This is a genomic window from Pseudochrobactrum sp. B5 (assembly GCF_001939785.1).
Lineage (GTDB): Bacteria > Pseudomonadota > Alphaproteobacteria > Rhizobiales > Rhizobiaceae > Pseudochrobactrum > Pseudochrobactrum saccharolyticum.
Window position 1 is genome coordinate 967,309 of record NZ_MOYL01000001.1, and the last position, 19,330, is coordinate 986,638.

Genomic DNA, 19,330 nt, shown 5'->3' on the forward strand with positions numbered 1-19,330 from the left:
TAAGTAGTTAAAAGAACGGCGCGGTCATTTTGATCGCGCCGTTTTTGTTGCCTTTTAAAATACTGACGCGCCCTGATCCGCATGGCCTGCAATGTGCCGGAAAGCGGAGAACAACTCCCGTCCCATACCGAAATGATTACGGGTGAGATCGGGTGTTTCAATATTGCGCGATTGCAATTCATCCCCGTTCAGCAAGACAGACAGGGTGCCTTGCACGGCATCAAGGCGGATAATGTCGCCTTCCTGAATCTTTGCAATCATACCATTATCAAGGGCTTCCGGTGTCACATGAATAGCGGAAGGCACTTTGCCGGATGCGCCGGAAAGACGGCCATCGGTCACAAGTGCCACGCGCTGTCCGCGATCTTGCAAAATGCCAAGCACAGTCATCAGCTTGTGCAGTTCCGGCATACCATTGGCCTTCGGGCCTTGATAGCGGACAACGGCGATGAAATCACCTTCGAGCTTGCCTGCTTTGAAAGCATCCTGCATTTCCGACTGATCATGGAAGATTTTCGCAGGCGCTTCAATCACATGGCGATCCGGTTTGACGGCAGAGACTTTAATGATCGCGCTGCCAATATTACCGCTCAGTACTTTGATGCCGCCATCCGGTTGGAAAGGCGCGTTGGCTTTGGCCAGAACTTTTGCATCAGCACTCACTTCAGGGGCAGGGTTGCGTGCAATCGTACCATCTGCATTGAGCGCCGGTTCAATCGTATAGTCGCGTAAGGTTTCGCCCCAGACGGTGCGCACATCCTCGTGCAGCAGACCGGCATCCAGCAATTCACGGATCAGATAGCCCATGCCGCCCGCTGCATGGAAATGATTCACATCGGCCAGACCATTCGGATAGACGCGGGCAAGCAGCGGCACAGTAGCCGAAATATCGGAAATATCTTGCCATGTCAGTTTGATACCTGCGGCTGCGGCCATGGCAATCAGATGGATGGTGTGGTTGGTGGAGCCGCCGGTGGCATTGAGGCCGACAACTCCATTGACGAAAGAGCGCTCATCCAGCATTGCGCCGACCGGCGTATAATTATTACCGCAGGCGGTGATCTGCAAAGCGCGCTTGGCGGCTTCCCTGGTCATCGCATCGCGCAACGGGGTATTCGGATTGATAAAAGATGAACCCGGAATATGCAGTCCCATGATTTCCATCAGCATCTGATTGGAATTGGCTGTGCCATAGAATGTGCAGGTGCCGGGGCCGTGATAGGATTTGGACTCGGATTCCAGCAATTCTGCACGGCCGACTTTGCCTTCCGCATAAAGCTGGCGGATGCGGGCTTTCTCATCATTCGGCAGGCCGGATGTCATAGGCCCTGCCGGAATAAAAATCGCAGGCAAGTGACCAAAGGTGAGGGCGCCGATCACCAGCCCCGGCACAATCTTGTCGCACACGCCGAGATAGACGGCAGCGTCAAACATATCATGGGACAGGCCAACGGCAGTGGCCATGGCAATAACATCACGGGAGAATAGTGACAGTTCCATGCCCGCAAAACCTTGCGTAACACCGTCACACATTGCAGGCACGCCACCGGCAACCTGCGCAATACCGCCTGCTTCACGCGCTGCCTGTTTGATAAGCTGCGGAAACGTCTCAAATGGCTGATGCGCGGAGAGCATATCATTATAAGCGGTGATAATGCCGATATTGAGCAGCTGATCGCCTGCCAGTCCTGCTTTGTCGGAAGGGCCGCAGGCCGCAAAACCATGAGCCAGATTGGCGCAGCCAAGTGCAGTACGCACAGGTTTGCGCGATGCAGCTTCACTGATCCGCCCCAGATAGGCTTCACGGGTCGGGCGGGAGCGCTCGATAATCCGGTTGGTGATCGCCTGCAGGGTTTGATTTACGGTCATTTCAGTCTCCCGTACCGGTCAGCAACCGGTCATGCGCATTAATATTTAAACCGATTTAATAGCAGTTTAATATACGGAAAATAAGTATAGCGAAAGAGTGGAAAAAGGCTGATGCGTCTATAAAGCGCACGGGAATGGACGGGGGAGAAAGGAAGCACAATCCGGCTCATTCTCCGGCCGTATATCATCGGAGAATGAGCGGATATTGCAGTAATCGTTTTGGAATTATGGTGCCCAGTAAAGCTGTACGGCTTGTTTCGCATGAGCAAAAACAGCGCGCACGGGCATCAGATTAATATCTGCTTCGCTGAAATCGCTGGCCAGTGCTTCTTCCAGAACAGCCAGTTTCTTCTGCCCTTCAATATGCAGGATCAGCAGATCGGCATTTGCAATCACCGGCAGGGTAAGGGTCAGACGCGGTTCGCCTGCGCCTTCAGCCTGCATTGGCAGCACAACAGCACGGGTTGTCGGATCAATGGCCTGATCCAGCCTGCTGCCGCCGCGGAAGAAAGAGGCGGTATGGCCGTCATTGCCCATGCCGAGAACCACAACGTCAAAGGGTTTCGGCAGTGCATCAATGCGGTTTGCCGCAGTGACAGCAGCAACACTGGCTGTCTGGGCAGGAATATAAAGACTGACAAAAACGGCCTGCGCCGCCTTGTTTTGCAAAAGATGTTCGCGCGCCAGTTTCTCATTCGAACGGTCATTGTCCGGCGCTACAAAACGTTCATCGACAAGAGTAATCGTAACCTGTTTCCATGCCACATCCTGCATGGAGAGCGCCTCAAACAATTGTACCGGCGTTGTACCGCCGGATACAGCGAGTACGGCCTGTCCTTTGGCCGCGACTGCTTTATTCAGTTGATCCGCGATTGTTCCGGCTAATTGCAGTGCCAAAGCGGATGGCTCTGCAAAATCATGCCTTTCAATATTGGTTATGTCAGTCTCCATCAGTGTTTCTGCGCCTTTACACCCCTATGTGGGGTGTGGCGCAGTCATTTTGTATCTTTATACAGAATACCGCCCCAGACGGTATTCATTTCCTGCCTTTTTAGCGGTGCTCCGGCCTCAATTTTTATTACGGTTCTTGTATCCCATTCTCGTCAGAGACTATCATGCCATGTGCGGCCGTCACGCTCGATCAGGGCGATAGAGCCGGAAGGCCCCCATGTGCCGGATGTATAGCCCTGAACTTTCTGTTCATTGCTTTCCCAGGCTTCCAGAATAGGGTCAATCCAGCGCCATGCGGCTTCAACCTCATCGCGGCGCATGAACAGCGTCTGGTTGCCGCGCACGACATCCATAATCAACCGCTCATAGGCATCCGGATTGCGCTCGTCAAAAGAATCCGCAAAGCTCATATCCAGCGGAATATGACGCAGACGCATACCACCCGGACCCGGATCTTTAATCATGATCCACTGTTTCACACCTTCATCCGGCTGCAGGCGGATGACCAGCTGATTGGCAATAATCTGCCCTGCACTGCTTTCAAAGATCGAATGGGGAATAGGTTTGAACGTGACCACGATTTCTGAAACGCGTTCGGCCAGTCTTTTGCCGGTGCGCAGATAAAACGGCACATTTGCCCAACGCCAGTTGCCGATCTCGGCTTTCAGCGCCACAAAGGTTTCGGTATTGCTGGTAGTGCTTTCCAGATCGTCGAGATAGGATTTAACCGGCCCGCCTGCAGAAGCACCGGCGCGATACTGGCCGCGTACAGTATTTTCCTGCGCATTGTCGGCAGTAATAGGTGTGAGCGAGCGCAGCACTTTAACTTTTTCATCATGCACAGCATCGGCTTCCAGTGAAGCCGGTGGCTCCATGGCGACAAGGCACAGTAATTGCAGAATATGGTTCTGCACCATATCGCGCAGCGCGCCGGCTGTGTCGTAATAGCCTGCACGCCCTTCAAGACCGACAGCTTCGGCAACGGTAATCTGCACATGATCAATATGGGCGGAGTTCCACAGCGGCTCATAAAGCGCATTGGCAAAACGCAGCGCCATCAGATTTTGCACTGTTTCTTTGCCGAGATAATGGTCGATACGGAAAATCTGGTCTTCGCGGAAAACACTGCCGATCGTGTCATTGAGGATTTGCGCGGATGCCAGATCACGGCCAATCGGCTTTTCAACGACGATGCGCGTATGATCGCTGATGAGATCATTGCTCTGCAAACGCTGGGCAATATCACCGAACAGGCTCGGGCTGACAGCAAGATAAAAAGCGCGGATATCCGCCGGTTTGGTCTTGATGAGCTTTTTCAGTGCAGACCAGCCCTGATCGGACTTGGCATCAACTGCCACATAGGAGATGCGCTGCAGAAACTGTTCGATCTGCGCTTCATCAATCTCGTCTTTTTTGACATGTTCATGAATGGCATTGCGGGCAAATTCACGATATTCGGCATCGCCCATTTCACTGCGGGATGCACCGATAATACGGGTCGGTTCGCTGAACTGTCCGGCACGCTGGCGCTGGTATAAAGCGGGGATCAGTTTACGTTCGGCAAGATCGCCTGAACCGCCGAAAACGATGCAGTCAAAGGGCTCTACCGGAATTGTCTGGCTGGTCATGAACCTGTCTCTTTATTCGCGTTTTCCTGATGAGTTCAAAGAATATATCAGGATATGGAGAGAAAGTGGTGGGATTTGGTCCGGGAACGGAACGATAGTCGAAGCAGTGATTTGCATTATAATCTAGCGAAATGACAGCGTTGACAATAGTGGCTTTTTAAATCGATTTAATAAATCAATTTAAAAATGTTAATTTTACGGATAATTATGCCTGAGCAAACAGAAAACCGGCGCTTTCTCCTGCAAGATTCCCTTAAGGTCTGAAATGCTTTATGAATTGGGGTGACTGATTTGCATTGTAATGAAAGTTTCTGGAGAAGAGTATGGCACGATTGAAAGATAAAGTGGCTATTGTGACCGGTGCCGGTTCTGGCTTTGGTGAGGCAATTGCCCGTCGTTTTGCGCTGGAGGGCGCGAAAGTAACCGTTGCCGATATTAATCCGAAACGCGCCAATGATGTTGCAAGTTCTATCGGTAAAAGTGCTGTGCCGCTTGCTGTGGATGTATCGCGGAAAGATGATGTTGAACGGCTGGTCGGGGTGACGCTGCAGCAATTCGGCCGTCTTGATATTATGGTCAATAATGCCGGTTTTGCTTATAAAAACATGCTGCTGACCGATGTGCCGGAAGATAGTTTTGATCTGATTACAGCTGTGAATATGAAGGCGCTGTATCTGTCCACGCTGGCAGTTGTGCCGGTGATGCGTAAACTGGGCGGCGGTGCGATTATCAATACAGCGTCCATCGGTGCACAGCATCCGCGTAAAGGTCTGACCTGGTATAATGCATCCAAAGGCTGGGTGATGAGCGCGACGAAATCCATGGCGCTGGAACTGGCCGATGATAAAATCCGCGTCAATGCAATTTGTCCGGTGGAGAGTGAAACCGAAACGCTGAAACTGATCCTCGGTCAGGATACGCCGGAAGCCCGCGAAGCTCTCAAAGCTTCCATTCCTCTCGGTCGCTTCTCTAAGCCGGATGATATTGCCAATGCCGCTCTGTGGCTGGCGAGCGATGAAGCTGCATTTGTCACCGGTACATCTGTTGATGTGGATGGCGGCTACAGCCTGTAAAATAAAACAGCCCGCCGGTTATGTGTAACCGGCGGGCTGTGGTGATTGATTAGTTGTTTATATGCGATCCATCATGGCAAACCATGAGAGCGCAAGGAAAAGCAGCGGTGCACGGAATGTGCGGCCGCCCGGAAATGCCGGTACTTTCAGCATTTCAAACTGGCGCAGGCGTTCGCGATTACCGGTCACCGTCTCGGCATAGAGTTTACCCATAAAATTGGCGAGCATCACGCCATGGCCGGAATAACCGCCTGCGCTGATGACATTGGGCATAACCTCGCGCACAAAAGGCTGGCGCGGCATGGTAATGCCAACCGAGCCACCCCAGCTATGGGTGATCTCAATATCTTGGAGCTGCGGATAGATTTCCGTGATCTGGCGGCGGATATGCGTGGTAATATCGCGCGGATTATCGGCCGTATAGGCTTCGCGTCCGCCAAATAGCAGCCGTCCGTCTTTGGAGCGGCGGAAATAACGCACCACAAAACGGGAGTCGTCGACGGATTCACCACCCGGTAAAACGCGGCATGTATCATCCAGTGGCACAGTCGCGCCGATAAACGAGCGGATCGGCATCACATGGGCTGCGCTGACCGGCTCCAGATTGCCGCCATAGGCATTGACTGCGATCAGGGCTTTTTCCGCATTGATGATGCCGCGTGCAGTTTTGACGATTACACGGCCATTGGATGAGGTAATGCCGGTGGCTTTGCTGTTCTCATAGAGCTTTGCGCCTGCCTGAGATGCGGTTCTCGCCAGCCCGATCAGGAGTTTCAGCGGATGAATATGGCCGGTGCCGCTGTCATAGGTGCCGCCGAAATAGCGTTTTGAACCGAGTTTTTCGGCAACCTCATCGCGCTCCATATAGCGCAGATGCGGATAGTTGAAGCGCGTGGCCATAATTTCGCTATGGGCTTTATATTGTTTGTCATAGCGCTGTTTATGCGTCACGGACATGTGCCCCTGCACATATTCCATGTCGATATTATGCTGCACAGCAAAGCTTAGAAGATGATGTTTGGCTTCTTCCGCCAGATCAAAAAGTGCTTTGGCATGGTCGAAACCATATTGCTTTTCCAGATCTTCCGCACCGCAGCGCTGGCCGGTATTCAGCTGGCCGCCATTGCGCCCCGATGCGCCGTCACCGAAACGCGCTTCATCAAGCAACACGACTTTAATACCCTGAACCGCCAGATGATAGGCCGCAGACAGGCCGGTATAGCCACCGCCGATAATCACGACATCTGTCTGGACTGATCCGTCAAATTCGGGATAGCGCGGCCGCTCACTGATACTTGCCTCATACCATGACAGTCCTGGAGAAATCGGGCTCTGATAATGCTGTGACTGCTGCATTGGGTGCCTTGAGCTGGTGCTGTATGTCGGAGAGCAGAAAATTTATGACGTATATTTGGGCAGAAATTGTTCCGGCACATTGATTAAAAGCAACGTGCCGGAAGGAATATTATACGTTGAGCAGCAGATATTCCCGCTCCCACGGGCTGATCACTTCCATGAAAGTCTCAAATTCTGCCCGCTTAATCGCGGCATAGGTGGTAGCAAAACTGATCCCGAGCAGAGCTTTCAGTTCCGCATCTTCTTCAAACAGGTTGACTGCCTCGATCAGACCGCGCGGCAGTTCCACCTCATTGCGGTTGACGGATGTAGCAACCGGCGCGTCCGGCATGATCTTGTTTTTCAGCCCGATCAGACCGCAGGCAAGCGAAGCTGCCAGCGCCAGATAAGGATTGGCATCGGAAGACGGAATGCGGTTTTCTACACGACGTGCCTGCGGATCAGAACGTGGTACGCGCAGAGCGGTGGTGCGGTTATCATAGCCCCATTTGACATTGACCGGCGCAGAGGCATCCGGTGTCAGACGACGATAAGAATTCACATAAGGCGCAAACATCACCAAGGCATTCGGCACATGTTTCTGCATGCCGCCGATGAAGTGATAAAATGCTTCGCTCTCAGTGCCGTCTTCATTGCTGAAGATATTCTTGCCGGTCTTTTTATCGACAATAGACTGGTGAATATGCATGGCAGAACCCGGCTGACCCTGAATAGGTTTGGCCATGAAAGTTGCATACATATCATGTTTGAGCGCGGCTTCACGGATAGTGCGCTTGAACATGAAAGCCTGATCGGCCAGTTCAATCGGATCACCGTGGCGCAGGTTGATTTCCAGCTGACCGGCACCTTCTTCGTGGATCAGCGTGTCAATCTCCAGCCCCTGTGCTTCAGAGAAATGATAAATATCATCGATCAATTCGTCGAATTCGTTGACACCGGCAATGGAATAGCCCTGACCGCCACCAATAGCGCGACCTGAACGACCGACAGGCGGGGTGAGCGGATAATCTGGATCGGGATTTTTGCGCACCAGATAGAATTCGATCTCCGGCGCTACAACCGGCTTCAGGCCGAGTTTGGCATATTCATCAACCACACGTTTCAGCACGTTGCGTGGGGTGAATTCCGCCACGCGGCCATCCTGATAAACGAGGTCGCACAGAACCTGTGCTGTCGGATCAGATTCCCACGGTACAACGGTGAGGGTGGAGAGATCGGCGACAAGGCGCAGATCACCGTCATCTTCCGGATAGACGAAGCCGTGGCCATCATCAGGATAGTCGCCGGAAATCGTGACCATGAAGACGGCGGATGGCAAAGCCAGTGTGGAATTGGAGATGAATTTCTTGGACGGCATCATCTTGCCGCGGGCGACACCGGCCTGATCGGGCGTGATGCACTCAATATCTTCAATATCGCGCCATGCCAGCCATTCAGAAGCTTCTTTCCAGTTTTTGACGCCGCGCAGCGACTTGACATAGGCTGGTGTACCGCGACGTACAGTTTTGCGCGGTTTTTTCTTCTCAGTAGGTGTGACAGGCATTAATCACCGGATAGCTGTTTACGTTAAGATCACTATAGCTTCTCATGTGACCTTTAACAAACAGAGTAGCATTTGTGTGCGTAAGCGTAAGTCCTGTTGTCAAAAATATTTTTTGGCGGGAGCTGTTGAAAATGATGGTTTTTGAAATACGCAGGCTGCCCGGAAATACCTTGGAGAATTTGAGGATAATGCAAGGTAATCAGTCATGATATCAGAGCAACCTGCGATTGTGCGGCCCCATTCGTGTCTGATCTAAAATCACCTGACATGGCTGCAAATGGCAATTTTCTGTGCTTCGGTACTCACGTACTCTTTGTACGCTCCGTTCCGATGCTCGCAAACCACCATTTTCGCTCATGCCAGCCGCTTTTTGATTTAGACACTTAAAAATACCACCCTGAGGAAATGCGGGAAGGGTGGTTGGGGGGGATGGAGCCGAACCTGAGAAATCTGGATGCTGCCCTGCCGCCTTAAAAACAAAACGGCAGGGCAATAGGAGGATGCTTAGGAAAACTGTTGAGCTTAACTGCGGGTTACAACAACCGGTGTCAGCAGATCACCCCGCTGGCCTTCGCCGTCCCGCATTACCGCAGGCATGCAATTAAAAAGTGCATGGTGGCGAAAGGCTGTTGAGCTTAACTGCGGGTTACAACAACCGGTGTCAGCAGATCACCCCACTGGCCTTCGCCGTCCCGCATTGCCGCAGGCATGCAATTAAAAAGTGCATGGTGGCGAAGGCTGCAAAGTTTAACTGCGGGTTACAACAACCGGCGTCAGCAGATCACCCCACTGGCCTTCGCCACCATGATGGCGGGCGGAGCGCACCAGCTCAACGGATACGCCTGCATCAACAGCTTTCATAACAGCGTGGTTGAGGCGGTGAAGATCATTGGCCAGCATGCGGATTGCAGCCTTCTGGTCTTCTGTCATAGCCGAAGCTTGTTCTTCGGCCCGTTCTTTAACCTGTGGTTTGGTCATCATGGTCTTTATCCTTGGGTTACAGTCAGGTCGTGAGCTGAAGTTGCGTTTGAGGTGAATATCCGTAGCCGGAAGGTTGCCATAAGGCTGGGTGAAGGAGAGAAACCGGCTACGGATGGCTGTTATGCAGAGTTGACTGGAGTCCGGCTCTGCTGATCCGTCTTCTGCTTATTCGGCAGCAGGGCGGAACTGGTCATGTTCGGTCGATTCACTCATGGCCGTTGTTGAAGACTGGCCGCCGGTGATCGCCATGGAAACGGCATCGAAATAGCCTGTGCCAACTTCGCGCTGGTGTTTGGTTGCAGTGTAGCCATTGGCTTCTGCTGCAAATTCTGCTTCCTGCAATTCCGAATAGGCTGCCATTTGACGGTCTTTGTAGCCGCGTGCCAGTTCGAACATGCCGAAATTGAGCTGGTGGAAACCGGCCAGCGTGATGAACTGGAACTTGTAGCCCATCGCACCCAGCTCACGCTGGAATTTGGCGATCGTGGCGTCGTCGAGATTCTTCTTCCAGTTGAACGACGGCGAACAGTTATAGGCCAGCAGCTTGCCCGGATGGGCTTTATGCACGCCTTCGGCAAATTTACGCGCCTGTTCCAGATCGGGTTTCGAAGTTTCGCACCAGATCAGATCGCAATGCGGAGCATAGGCGACAGCGCGGGCAATACATGGCTCAAGACCGTTTTTCACATGGTAGAAGCCTTCAACGGTGCGACCCTTGTCATAATCAACAAATGGCTGATCGCGTTCATCAATATCCGAGGTCAGCAGCTTGGCGGCTTCCGCATCGGTACGGGCGATAACCAGTGTCGGCGTACCCATAATGTCAGCGGCAAGACGCGCGGCATTCAGATTGCGGATATGGGCCGCGGTCGGGATCAGAACCTTGCCGCCGAGATGGCCGCATTTCTTTTCCGAAGCCAGCTGATCTTCAAAGTGAACACCGGCAGCACCAGCCTCAATGAAAGCCTTCATAATTTCAAAAGCATTCAGCGGGCCGCCGAAACCTGCTTCAGCATCGGCAACAATCGGCGCAAACCATGTGTCTACGGACAGGCCTTTACCTTCTGCGGTTTCAATCTGGTCAGCGCGCTGCAAAGTGCGGTTGATGCGCTTTGCCAGTTCCGGTGCCGCATTGGCCGGATAGAGTGACTGATCCGGATACATTGCGGAGGCGGTGTTCGCGTCGGCTGCAACCTGCCAGCCGGAGAGATAAATGGCCTGCAACCCTGCGCGAACCATCTGCATCGCCTGATTGCCGGAGAGGGCGCCCAGTGCATTAACGAAGTTTTCCTCATGAATGAGTTTCCACAGACGGTTGGCACCCATTTCGGCCAGACTGTAGCGGATTTCAACCGAACCGCGCAGGCGCTTTACATCTTCAGCAGTATGCGAGCGCTGCAAGCCGTCAAAGCGGCCTTTTGGTGCGGATGGAACCAGATTGTAAAAATCAGTCATGATCAGATATCCTGTAAAACTGTGTCATCAGATTTTGAGTTGAATGCTTGTTTTGTCTGTGACCAGATTTACAGATGTTGCATATGTTGGCGAGAAAAATGCGCAATAACAGCATTTTATTCGGGTTATGCTGTATGTGTTTTGACAATATGGGCTTGTAAATTTGTAAGTTTTGTAAATTTGACAAATCGTAAGAATTAGTCACATTCTTTACAGATCAGATAAATCCGGTTGTTTCTTGGAGGGGCAGACCTGTGGCAGAACGTAAAATATTTGCCGGTGCGCGTATTCGGCGTATCCGCAATGAGCGGGCGCTGACACAGGTTGCGATGGCCGAGGATTTGGGTATCTCGCCATCCTATCTCAATCTGATTGAGCGCAATCAGCGACCGTTAACGGTACAGCTGCTGCTGAAACTGGCCTCGGTCTATAAAGTGGATCTGGATCAGTTGCAGGAAGAAACCGGCTCGGTGCTGGCCGGATTAAAAGAAGTGTTTTCCGAGCCGCTTCTGGCCGGTGAACTGCCGGGCGATCAGGAGCTGATTGATATTTGCGAGGCCGCGCCAAACGCAGCTGCGGGCGTACTGAAATTATTCCGCGCCTATCGTGAGCAGCAAAAGCGTCTCACAGACCTGTCCGATATGATGGTGCGGGAGGGCAAAGCACTGAGCCTTGCGCCGACACGCCTGCCATTAGATGAAGTGCGTGAAGTGCTGGCGCGCAAGCCGCATTATTTCGAGCGGATTGAAGCGGAGGCCGACAGTTTTAACCGCCTGCTGAAATCGGAAGACGGGCTGGCCGTTGCACTGAAACAATGGCTGAAACGTGAGCAGTCGATTACCGTGCGCACATTGCCCGCCGCAACTATGCCGAACTGGCGTCGGCGTTATGACCGCCACTCACTGCGGTTGTTTATCTCTGAGCGTTTGTCGATCTTTGACCAGACACGCGAGATTGCCATGGAAGCTGCTTCTATCCGTATGCAGGTGGTGATCGGAGCCGAGTTGGAAGATTTGAAGCTGAGCTCTGCGGAAGCAAAACGGATCGCGCGTTTTGAGCTTTTGCGCTATGCAGCTCATGCATTGATGATGCCCTATACGCCGTTTCGCGAGGCGGCACAGCGCGCAAAATATGACATTGATGTGCTGCGCGCGCGTTTCAACGTGTCTTTTGAGCAGGTGGCGTGCCGGTTGACCAGTCTGCAAAAGCAAGGCGCTACCGGCATTGCTTTCTTCTTGCAGGAGATAGATCAGGCCGGAAACCGCTTGCGACATTTCGGGGCGCAGGGGTTTCCGCAGGCGCGTTTTGGCGGTGCCTGTCCGAAGTTGCAAGTTTACAATGCTTTTTCCCATCCGCAGCAATATCTGGCAGAGCAGGTGGAGCTGCCGGATAAAACGCAATATCTGACCATCAGCCGCACGGTTGAAGGGCCGCAAACAGGCTTTGGCGAACAGCCGCGCCGCACAGCTCTGATGCTGGGCTGTGATGCATCTGCGGCGCAGGATACAGTCTATGCGACCTATCTGGCGGGCATGTCTTCCGGCTCGGCTGTCAGTCCGGTTGGTACGGCCTGTCGTTTATGTGAGAGGCAGGCTTGCCTTGCCCGTGCCGAACCGCCGCTCACCCGCCCGCTGGCGCTGGATGAAATGGTCTCTGGTTTCTCTGCCTATGACTTTCAGTAAGGGTAGAGCATTTCCAGCAAAAGTGTGTAGCGGTTTTGCGTAGGATAATGCGTAAAATTAAAATTTAGAGCGGGTAAGATTCGGGCATTTTGCCTGTCATAGTTTCTGTGTGGCATATCTTTGAAAGATAAGGCTTATATCCCGGTTATCCGGCACCCGTTCTGACCGGATAAAATATCCCTTTGTGCGCCCTGAAGGACACACAAAGTTTAAAATTGTGTTCATTAAATTCAAATAATCGGCGCTATGCGGTTTAAGCGTCATCTTTCCGTTGACGAAAGCAAATTAATCTCAAAAGGTAACGGAGAATGCACATTGAAGGGCAATGTGTGAGGGATGATTTGGCTTGCAAGGCTTTTGCCCCATAAAGCTTTCTGGACGGAGTGACTGATGAAGATCAAAGCCCATTTGCTTTCATATGTTTCTGCCAGCTGTGTGGCACTTGCTGCACTGCTGCCTGTTCTGCCGGCTGCTGCGCAGGAGCGCGTGCTGAACATCTATAACTGGTCTGATTATATTGATGATTCCATCCTGAAAGATTTCACCAAGGAAACCGGCATCAAAGTCGTTTACGACGTGTATGATTCCAACGAAATCCTTGAGACAAAATTGCTGGCCGGTGGCAGCGGTTATGACATTGTTGTACCTTCCGCTGAATTTATGGGCCGTCAGATTCCGGCAGGCGTTTTCCAGAAGCTGGATAAAGACAAACTGCCGAACCTGAAAAATATGTGGGACGAGATCACCAAACGCACCGTCGCTTATGATCCGGGCAATGAATATTCGGTCAATTATATGTGGGGCACCACAGGGATCGGTTACAACAAAGCCAAGATCAAGGAAGCGCTTGGTGTTGACGAAATCGACAGCTGGGATGTGCTGTTCAAGCCTGAAAATTCGGCAAAGCTGAAAGATTGCGGTATTTACCTGCTGGATTCAGGCAGTGAAATGCTGCGTCCGGCGCTGCATTATCTGGGCTTTGACACCAATAACCCAACCGCTGAAAGCTTCGCCAAGGCGGAAGAACTTTACTTAAGCATCCGTCCGAATATCCGTAAATTCCATTCGTCTGAATATATTAATGCGCTGGCTAATGGCGATATCTGCATGGCTGTCGGCTATTCCGGTGATATTTTTCAGGCACGTGACCGTGCGGAAGAAGCCAAAAACGGCGTGGAAATCGGCTATTCCATTCCGAAAGAGGGCGCTCTGATGTGGTTTGACCAGATGGCCATTCCGGCAGATGCCAAACATGTTGAAGAAGCGCATGAATTTATCAATTATATCATGCGTCCTGAAGTGATCGCCAAGGCTTCGGACTATGTGTTTTACGCCAATGGCAACAAGGCTTCGCAGGAATTCATCGACAAGGAACTGCTGAATGATCCGGCGGTTTATCCGAGTGAAGAAGTTATGAAACAGCTCTTCGTTCCGATGCCTTACCCGCCTAAAATCAACCAGATGGCAACCCGCACCTGGACCAAGATTGTGACAGGGCACTAAGCAGATCAGGGAACAAACGGGGCAAATGCCCCGTTTGTTTTACGGCCTGTAACAAGCACACAAGCCGGATGCACAGGTTTCCGGAATTTTATCCGCGACATTTCAAATATGTTTAAGGCTTACAAGACCCGCAATATGAGGGGAACAGCATGAAATCTTTTGGTAGTTTCCGCCGCAAGTTCTCACCTTGGAACGATCCGGCAGCCAAGCCCTATATTTCATTCGAAAACATTGTCAAAAAATTCGACGATGTGACGGTGATTGATGATCTGTCGCTGAATATTTTTAATCGCGAGTTTTTTGCGCTACTGGGCGCATCGGGCAGCGGTAAATCCACTTTGATGCGTATGCTGGCGGGTTTTGAAGAGCCGACTTCCGGTCGTATCATGCTGGACGGGCAGGATATGCGCGGCATTCCTCCCTATAAACGTCCTGTGAATATGATGTTCCAGTCCTATGCTTTGTTCCCGCATATGACTGTTGAGCAGAATATTGCTTTTGGTCTGAAACAGGACGGCATGGCCAAATCGGAAATGGCAGATCGTGTGAACGATATGCTAAAACTGGTCAAGCTGGAGAAATATGCCAAGCGCAAGCCGCATCAGCTTTCCGGTGGTCAGCGCCAGCGTGTGGCTCTGGCGCGCGCTGTGGCTAAACGCCCGAAAGTCTTGCTGCTGGATGAGCCGCTGGGCGCGCTGGATAAGAAACTGCGCGAAGAAACCCAGTTCGAGCTGATGGATTTGCAGATGAATCTCGGTCTGACCTTCCTGATCGTGACCCACGATCAGGAGGAGGCGATGACCATGGCTGACCGTATCGCTGTGCTGGATAAAGGCCAGATCATGCAGGTGGCGACACCGGCTGAAGTCTATGAGGCGCCGAGCAGCAAATTTGTGGCCGACTTTATCGGCAATATTAATATTATTGAGGGCGAGGTCAGCCGTTTTGCCAATGGTGAAGCGGATATTGACAGTTCGGTAAACAATGTCGCCATCCGTACCAAAACCGGTAAAGATCTGCATGCCGGTCAGAAGGTCTGGTATGCGATCCGCCCTGAGAAAATCACCATCAGCCGCGAGAAGCCGGAAGATGCGTCGATCAATGCCTTGCAGGGTGAACTCTGGGATATCGCCTATTTCGGCGATATGAACGTGTTCCATGTGCGTCTGCCGAATGGCCGCACCATCAAGGCCTCCAGCATGAACTCCGTGCGCCGCACGGAAGATCCGCTGGGTTATGATGAACAGGTCTGGGTGTCGTTTGAAGATGATGCCGGTATGGTTCTGGTTGCCTGATCACCAAAAGCGCATTCCGAAAAATGTGAGTGGTTTTCGGATAAATGCGCGTCATTAAGCGCCGTGCGCCCCATAAGGCGCCCAAAGGTCGCTCTAACACTTTAAAACTAGAGCATAATTTCATCTAAAACTGTTTCAAGTTTAAGAAATTATGCTCTAAAGAATTGAGGGGTAGTCCATGCAAAAATTAATTGCAGCTATTGCTTCCAGAGCGGTGATCGCCGTGCCTTATATCTGGCTCGGTCTGTTCTTTCTGATCCCGTTCTTCATTGTCTTCAAAATCGCGCTGTCGCAGGTGGCGATGGCGATACCGGCCTATGATCCGCGCTTCTTCTGGAGTGATGATTTCAGCACCATTTGGCAGAAAATTCAGCAGTTTTCTTTTGATAATTATATCTGGCTGATGCAGGATTCGCTTTATTACAAGGCCTATTTGTCGAGCGTGAAGATCGCGGCTGTCTCGACCTTTCTGGCGCTTTTGATTGGTTTTCCGATGGCCTATGGTATGGCACGTGCGCCGCTGACATTGCGCCCGACATTGCTGATGCTGGTGATTCTGCCTTTTTTGACCTCTTTTCTGATACGTGTTTATGCGTGGATTGCTATTCTCAAGCCGGAAGGTCTGCTCAACCAGTTTCTGATGTGGCTCAATATTATTGATACGCCGCTGACGATCCTGAATACGGATACGGCGATTTATATTGTCATTGTTTATACTTATCTACCGTTCATGGTATTGCCGATCTATTCAGTGCTCGAGAAGATGGATTATTCGCTGGTTGAGGCGGCGCAGGATCTGGGCTGCACACCGCTGAAAGCTTTCTGGAAAATTACATTTCCGTTGGCTTTACGCGGCGCGACTGCCGGGGCGATGCTGGTGTTTATTCCGGCTATCGGTGAGTTCGTTATTCCTGATCTGGTTGGCGGTTCCAGCACGTTGATGATTGGTAAGACCCTGTGGAGTGAATTCTTCTCCAATCGTGACTGGCCGGTATCAGCTGCTGTGGCGGTGATCATGCTTTTGGGATTGGTCGTTCCGATTGTACTGTTGCAGCTTATGCAAGCTCGTGCTGATGGAGGAGAATAAGTAATGGGTGCGACATCTTGGTCACGTTTTAATATTGTCACTGTCGTCCTTGGCTTTGCCTTTCTCTATCTGCCGATTGTGCTGCTGGTGATTTATTCCTTCAATGAATCGCGTCTGGTGACTGTTTGGTCGGGTTTTTCGATCAAATGGTATGTGGAGCTTTTCAAAAATCAGGGTCTGAAAGATGCCGCGTGGGTCACCTTGCGCGTGGGCGTCTTGTCAGCCACGATTGCCACGGTGCTGGGCACTCTGGGTGCGCTGGCTTTGACCCGCTATACACGCTTCCGTGGCCGTACTCTGTTTTCGGGCATGATTTACGCACCGCTGGTAATGCCGGAAGTGATTACCGGTCTGTCACTGTTGCTGCTGTTTGTGGCTGTCGGTTTTGACCGCGGCTTCTGGACAGTGACACTGGCACATATCACCTTTGCTATGTGTTTTGTTGCCGTTGTCGTGCAGTCACGTCTGGTGAGCTTTGACCGTTCGCTGGAAGAAGCAGCGATGGATTTGGGGGCGCCGCCGGTAACAACTTTTATGAAAATCACACTGCCGATTATTCTGCCTGCAGTGGTTTCCGGCTGGATGCTGGCTTTCACACTGTCGCTGGATGATCTGGTGATTGCGAGCTTTACCTCAGGGCCGGGTGCTACAACGCTGCCGATGAAAATCTACAGTCAGGTGCGTCTGGGTGTAACACCGGAGATCAATGCGGTTTGTACCTTGCTGATTGGTCTGGTGGCGACCTGCGTGATTATCGCTTCGGTCGTCAACAAGCGTCGCGTGGTACAGCGCCAGCGTGATGAGCAGGCGGCCTTCCGCCTCGGTTGATCTTTGCGATCAGAGTACGAATTAAAAAGCCGGTGCATCATGGGATACACCGGCTTTTTGCTTATTTCGATGGTGAGATAAACGGTCTGTCCCATGAGCCGCCGACAAAGAAATGCAGATTTTCTGCCGGTGGGACGAGCGGCTCTGTTACCGTCAGTTCTGTGGTTTCCGGTGTAGCAACAGGAGCAGGCGGCGTTGCTTCACCACTATCTGCCGGTGTATCCGCGGCTTCTTTTGCCGGTTGCGGCAGCGTCAGTGTGCCGGACAGTGCCAGACTGCGGTCGGTCAGCGGGATAATGCCGGTCAGTGATAAAGCGCCCTGCATGGTCTCCGCTTTGGTGGTTTCCAGTGTGGCTACCCCATCGCCGAGCGAGGCTTTGACATCGAGGCGCTTGAAATCAAGGCTGACTTTGTCACGGCGTTGCAGGGCAAAGAAGCCCTCACTTTTCATTTTGGCAATGAAATCATTGAGATCAAAGCCCAGCATCCGACCATTATTCAGTGTGAAGCTGATTTGTCCGCGTGCATTGCGCAACATGCTTTGCAGGCTTTGCGGTGAGGTTTCGGCTGTCACAGAGAGATTGCCCTGACCGCTCAAAATCGGATCATTCAAACCGAGGGCTGTCAGAAATGCAGCACTGTCAATATTGGCCGCGTTCAGGCGGACGCCGATATTATCCTGCCCGTCTTCAGTTTGAGACAGTTTGATACTGGTCTGGATGGAGCCTTTAAAGGCTTTGGCATCGCCAATATCGAAAATTGCCTGACCATCGCGAATTTGCAAAGCAGCAGCAAGGCCGGTCATCTGCGCAGCGCCGATACTGGCATTCTGTGCAGAGAGGCGAATATCCAGATCGGCGCTGTTCAGCAGCCGTGTGTCAATCATGCGTGGCGGAGCATAACGATAGCCGCCGTAATTCTTCGCCTCTTCATCCTCACTGACTTTTGTGACCAGTGTGGTGACGGTGTGAAAGAAAGAAACGGCATTCAAAGTCTGGAAAGCCAGTGTACCGGTCACCACCGGCCGCTGTTTGCCGAAGCCGATTTCCGCAGCGCCTTTGGCCGGCATATTGTTGAGGTTGAGCACAATGTCGGACAATTTAATGCGCAGCGGCGTGGCACTGACATTGGTCTCGATGCTGAAAGCATCATCTGCCGTAGCACGCAGAGAATAGCTGGCATCGGATGACAGACCCACCCAGTGCAGGCTTTCGCTGAGCGACGGGCTGGACAGGCTGAACGCACCTTCCGTGAAGATGTTTTCAGAAATATTGCTGCGTCCGTCAAAGCTGATGGTCAGCGGTTTGCTGGTTATCTGTGCGCTCATCTGGCTCATGCCGCGCGCCAGCAACAAAAGCGGCTGCGCAACATTCAGATTATAGTCCACGGTTTCATCATGCCAGACGGCCTTGCCTTTGACTGTTGCCGCGCTGGTTGTCTGCGGCCAGTCGATGCTGGCATTGATCTTGCTGATCTGTTCCTGACGTTCGGTATTACGGGTTGTGAAGCCGATACTGCTGTTTTCCAGAACCAGCCTCCCGAAAGGCATGGTTTGCAACTGCTTGTCGCTTTGCTGATCGCTGTCCGTTTTACGTGCTGTCACATTGCGCGCCTGCCGGATGGCAAGACCAAGGCGACCGGAAGATGAGGCCAGCGTATTCACAAATTGCGGCAGGTCTTCCACCGGCTCACTCAGAGCGAAATGCGCATTGATGAGACGGGTTTCCGTAAAGGCAACACGCCCGAACAGGGCATCAAGCGGCGACATTTCCACTTCAATGCGTTCCGCCGCCATAAACGGCGTATTGGTGTCACCCATTTTGCTGACGGTGACATCGCTGAGCGAAGCACGAAAGACCGGAAAGAAACTCATGCGCGGTGGCTGGCGAATTTCGACGCTGTAGCCTGTCCATGCACTGATATTCTGAGCCAGATGCAGCCGGATGGAATCGGTTGATACAATATAAGGCAGTGCAGCCAGTGCCCCGACAAACAGCACTGCTAAAATAACGATAACAGCCAGAACGGGGCGTATCAGCTTCATTGTGTTCCGATCACGTAACAAATTACATCAGGCTG

14 protein-coding genes are annotated in these 19,330 nt (G+C 52.1%); 6 read left to right on the forward strand and 8 right to left on the reverse strand.

All coding sequences use genetic code 11. The features are described 5' to 3' along the window. Positions 1-54: 54 nt before the first annotated feature. The 3 genes from edd to zwf form a co-directional block, all read right to left on the reverse strand. Positions 55-1,869: a phosphogluconate dehydratase gene (gene edd, locus BKD14_RS04275; protein ID WP_075654389.1), complete on the reverse strand. Its 1,815-nt coding sequence runs from the start codon at positions 1,867-1,869 to the stop codon at positions 55-57. Positions 1,870-2,094: 225 nt separating this feature from the next. After that, on the reverse strand, positions 2,095-2,820 hold the full coding sequence (gene pgl, locus BKD14_RS04280) for a 6-phosphogluconolactonase (protein ID WP_075654390.1): 726 nt from the start codon (positions 2,818-2,820) through the stop codon (positions 2,095-2,097). Between the two features lie 152 nt (positions 2,821-2,972). Then, on the reverse strand, positions 2,973-4,448 hold the full coding sequence (gene zwf / locus BKD14_RS04285) for a glucose-6-phosphate dehydrogenase (RefSeq protein ID WP_075654391.1): 1,476 nt from the start codon (positions 4,446-4,448) through the stop codon (positions 2,973-2,975). A gap of 323 nt (positions 4,449-4,771) precedes the next feature. Here zwf and BKD14_RS04290 point away from each other — a divergent pair, with 323 nt between their 5' ends. Next, entirely contained in the window at positions 4,772-5,521 is a 750-nt protein-coding gene (locus BKD14_RS04290; protein WP_022711172.1) for a glucose 1-dehydrogenase, read from the forward strand. A 57-nt stretch (positions 5,522-5,578) separates the two neighbouring features. Here the strand turns inward: BKD14_RS04290 and BKD14_RS04295 are convergent, their stop codons facing one another. From BKD14_RS04295 to aceA, 4 genes are all read right to left on the reverse strand, one after another. After that, positions 5,579-6,877: an FAD-binding oxidoreductase gene (locus BKD14_RS04295; RefSeq protein WP_075654392.1), complete on the reverse strand. Its 1,299-nt coding sequence runs from the start codon at positions 6,875-6,877 to the stop codon at positions 5,579-5,581. A gap of 109 nt (positions 6,878-6,986) precedes the next feature. Beyond that, on the reverse strand, positions 6,987-8,420 hold the full coding sequence (locus BKD14_RS04300; RefSeq protein ID WP_075654393.1) for a glutamine synthetase family protein: 1,434 nt from the start codon (positions 8,418-8,420) through the stop codon (positions 6,987-6,989). Between the two features lie 747 nt (positions 8,421-9,167). Beyond that, entirely contained in the window at positions 9,168-9,401 is a 234-nt protein-coding gene (locus BKD14_RS04305; RefSeq protein ID WP_022710500.1) for a hypothetical protein, read from the reverse strand. A gap of 165 nt (positions 9,402-9,566) precedes the next feature. Beyond that, positions 9,567-10,856 (reverse strand): isocitrate lyase, encoded by a 1,290-nt coding sequence (gene aceA / locus BKD14_RS04310; RefSeq protein ID WP_075654394.1) that lies wholly within the window; start codon positions 10,854-10,856, stop codon positions 9,567-9,569. Between the two features lie 254 nt (positions 10,857-11,110). Here aceA and BKD14_RS04315 point away from each other — a divergent pair, with 254 nt between their 5' ends. From BKD14_RS04315 to BKD14_RS04335, 5 genes are all read left to right on the forward strand, one after another. Continuing rightward, positions 11,111-12,538: a helix-turn-helix transcriptional regulator gene (locus BKD14_RS04315; RefSeq protein WP_075654395.1), complete on the forward strand. Its 1,428-nt coding sequence runs from the start codon at positions 11,111-11,113 to the stop codon at positions 12,536-12,538. 390 nt (positions 12,539-12,928) lie between these two features. After that, positions 12,929-14,041, forward strand: a complete 1,113-nt coding sequence (locus BKD14_RS04320) for a polyamine ABC transporter substrate-binding protein (protein ID WP_022710503.1) — start codon at positions 12,929-12,931, stop codon at positions 14,039-14,041. 149 nt (positions 14,042-14,190) lie between these two features. Further along, positions 14,191-15,336, forward strand: coding sequence for an ABC transporter ATP-binding protein (locus BKD14_RS04325; protein WP_075654396.1), 1,146 nt, complete (start codon positions 14,191-14,193; stop codon positions 15,334-15,336). A gap of 178 nt (positions 15,337-15,514) precedes the next feature. Further along, positions 15,515-16,423 (forward strand): ABC transporter permease subunit, encoded by a 909-nt coding sequence (locus tag BKD14_RS04330; protein ID WP_075654397.1) that lies wholly within the window; start codon positions 15,515-15,517, stop codon positions 16,421-16,423. Between the two features lie 3 nt (positions 16,424-16,426). Next, entirely contained in the window at positions 16,427-17,251 is an 825-nt protein-coding gene (locus BKD14_RS04335; protein ID WP_075654398.1) for an ABC transporter permease, read from the forward strand. A gap of 61 nt (positions 17,252-17,312) precedes the next feature. On the opposite strand, the gene BKD14_RS04340 is transcribed toward BKD14_RS04335, so the two are convergent. Continuing rightward, a complete protein-coding gene (locus BKD14_RS04340) occupies positions 17,313-19,295 on the reverse strand; it encodes an AsmA family protein (protein WP_075654399.1) in 1,983 nt (660 codons plus the stop codon). Positions 19,296-19,330 lie beyond the last annotated feature (35 nt).

Bases quoted from the DNA above. Each gene is read 5' to 3' on its own strand.
- edd (WP_075654389.1), bottom strand. From the start codon at position 1,869: ATGACCGTAAATCAAACCCTGCAGGCGATCACCAACCGGATTATCGAG.
- BKD14_RS04335 (WP_075654398.1), top strand. From the start codon at position 16,427: ATGGGTGCGACATCTTGGTCACGTTTTAATATTGTCACTGTCGTCCTT.
- BKD14_RS04290 (WP_022711172.1), top strand. From the start codon at position 4,772: ATGGCACGATTGAAAGATAAAGTGGCTATTGTGACCGGTGCCGGTTCT.
- BKD14_RS04320 (WP_022710503.1), top strand. From the start codon at position 12,929: ATGAAGATCAAAGCCCATTTGCTTTCATATGTTTCTGCCAGCTGTGTG.
- aceA (WP_075654394.1), bottom strand. From the start codon at position 10,856: ATGACTGATTTTTACAATCTGGTTCCATCCGCACCAAAAGGCCGCTTT.
- pgl (WP_075654390.1), bottom strand. From the start codon at position 2,820: ATGGAGACTGACATAACCAATATTGAAAGGCATGATTTTGCAGAGCCA.
- BKD14_RS04305 (WP_022710500.1), bottom strand. From the start codon at position 9,401: ATGATGACCAAACCACAGGTTAAAGAACGGGCCGAAGAACAAGCTTCG.
- BKD14_RS04330 (WP_075654397.1), top strand. From the start codon at position 15,515: ATGCAAAAATTAATTGCAGCTATTGCTTCCAGAGCGGTGATCGCCGTG.
- BKD14_RS04295 (WP_075654392.1), bottom strand. From the start codon at position 6,877: ATGCAGCAGTCACAGCATTATCAGAGCCCGATTTCTCCAGGACTGTCA.
- zwf (WP_075654391.1), bottom strand. From the start codon at position 4,448: ATGACCAGCCAGACAATTCCGGTAGAGCCCTTTGACTGCATCGTTTTC.
- BKD14_RS04340 (WP_075654399.1), bottom strand. From the start codon at position 19,295: ATGAAGCTGATACGCCCCGTTCTGGCTGTTATCGTTATTTTAGCAGTG.
- BKD14_RS04325 (WP_075654396.1), top strand. From the start codon at position 14,191: ATGAAATCTTTTGGTAGTTTCCGCCGCAAGTTCTCACCTTGGAACGAT.
- BKD14_RS04300 (WP_075654393.1), bottom strand. From the start codon at position 8,420: ATGCCTGTCACACCTACTGAGAAGAAAAAACCGCGCAAAACTGTACGT.